The following is a 1838-nucleotide window of genomic DNA, read 5'->3' as shown; positions in this document are numbered from 1 at the left end:
ATGTCAGCGTCCTCGACAGTAGGCGCTGAAGGCGACATCACGATCGAGGATGTCCTGCGAGCCAAGGCTCCTGCGCACCTGTCGGACGCGATCGAGAAGTCGAAGTGGGAGGGTATCGACGTGGTCCCCGGCTCCGACACGATCCAGACACTCGAGCGCGACCCGGACGTGATGGCCGCCTTCCGCCTTCAGAAGGTCCTGCGGGACAACGCCGACCTGCTCTCCAAGTACGACGACATCATCATCGACCTGCCGCCTGACCTGGGGACATGCACGGTCTCAGGACTGCTCGCGGCAGACCAGGTGATCGCCGTAACGATCCCCGAGCCCTGGAGCTCGGAAGGCCTCGACCGCTTCCTGACGACACTCGAGGGGATCCGACAAGGACCGCACCCGTCGCTCACGCTCTTCGGAGTGATGGTGAACATGGTCCGTAGAACGAACGAGCACCGCTACCGCATCACGGAACTCAACGAGACTGTGGGCGGACTGGTCATGCAGCCTGTGATCCCGCAGCGTGTGGCCGCGGCAGAGGTCGCAAGCGAACAGCTGCCACTGCACGAACTGAAGAACGACGGCGCGAAGGTCCTTTCGGACCTGTTCGGCGAGCACGCCAAGGCGCTGGCCGATGGCAAGAGAGGGACGAACTGATGCCGAAGCCACGGATGCAGAAGAGGACCGCACTGGACGTCGTCCTTGGCCAGCCGGCCCCGGAGATCCCCCCGACGTACACCGGGAACGCATCGCGAGACTCGTCTGTGCCCCAAGTGGCAGCCTCCACCGCTGAAGCGTCGGCCACGGACGATGACGGTGTTCCGGGCGATGGCACCGCCGACTACGTCGCCGATGGTGACGGCAAGGCTGCAATGAACGTCGTTGAGCCCGAACTCGATCCAGAGCCGAGCGGAGACTCAATCGGCGACATCGGTTCCGTCGTGGACAAAGTCGAGAACGAACAGGGCGCACCGCCCGCGGAGGCTCCGTTGCCCCCCACTCCGGCACACACGCCAGCGCGAGATGGTGCGGCGAAGCCGCGGACACGTCGCCAATCCGCTCCTGCCACTTCCCCCGAAGAGACCGATCCCAGATTCGAACCCGTACTCGGACGCAACGACGATGCGGCCCTCGTCCCCTTCTCCACCCGCCTTAGTCCTGATCTTCGTCGCCGCCTGAAGCTCTACTCAGCTGTATCCGGGGAGTCGACGACGAGCCTCACGAACCGGGCGCTGGACTACATGCTCGAAGTCTCAGAGCGAAAGGTCGGCCTTCGGTAGCCTCCCTCTCGCCGCTAGCGTCGGCACGCCGCGGTACCGCCCGCGCCGTGCCGGCGTTCATGCGTTCATGTAGGCATGAATGATCGATGCCTGGCTGTTCCGCTTACGAGGACGTCCCCGTTAGCAGCCCGAGTGCAACCTCGCGCAGTAGTTCATGTCTTCATACATGCATGAACCCATGAAGGAACCGGTTCATGCATGTAGGAAGACATGCAGTCAAACATGCATGGAGCGCCCCATGCCGCCCACTCTGCATAAACTGCTTCATGAAGGCGTTCATGCATGAACTGTGCCATGAAGGCGTTCATGCATGAACCGAGACAAGAAGGCACGCAAGAAATCATGCATGAACGCAAGCATGTATGCATGAAGGCATGAATGCATATAGGTCCTTACGTGGTCCGCACGGATCCCGTACGGGAAACCGCTCATGCATGAAGTCATGCATGAATGAAGGAAAGTGCTCTGATAGCAAGACCGGCGGGCAAGTCGCAGGAACCCGCTTGAGTCTCCTAGCCAGTACCGATCGAAGGAGCAGCGCATGACGATTGATCTCTCATACCC

At 61.5% G+C, this 1838-nt stretch carries 2 protein-coding genes; both read left to right on the top strand.

Annotated elements, in window-relative coordinates; translation table 11 throughout:
• A partial coding sequence (locus ACFCZN_RS21155; RefSeq protein WP_430558071.1) for a ParA family protein occupies window positions 1–651 on the top strand: 651 nt, incomplete at its 5' end.
• Window positions 651–1274 (top strand): hypothetical protein, encoded by a 624-nt coding sequence (locus tag ACFCZN_RS21150; protein ID WP_430558070.1) that lies wholly within the window; start codon window positions 651–653, stop codon window positions 1272–1274. The genes ACFCZN_RS21155 and ACFCZN_RS21150, both read left to right, overlap by 1 nt.
• Window positions 1275–1838: the final 564 nt, after the last annotated feature.

Source organism: Isoptericola sp. NPDC056134, from assembly GCF_042264825.1.
GTDB classification, from domain to species: Bacteria; Actinomycetota; Actinomycetes; order Actinomycetales; family Cellulomonadaceae; genus Isoptericola; species Isoptericola nanjingensis.
Note: the sequence above shows the minus strand (reverse complement) of the source record. Positions and strands in the feature narration are given on the sequence as shown.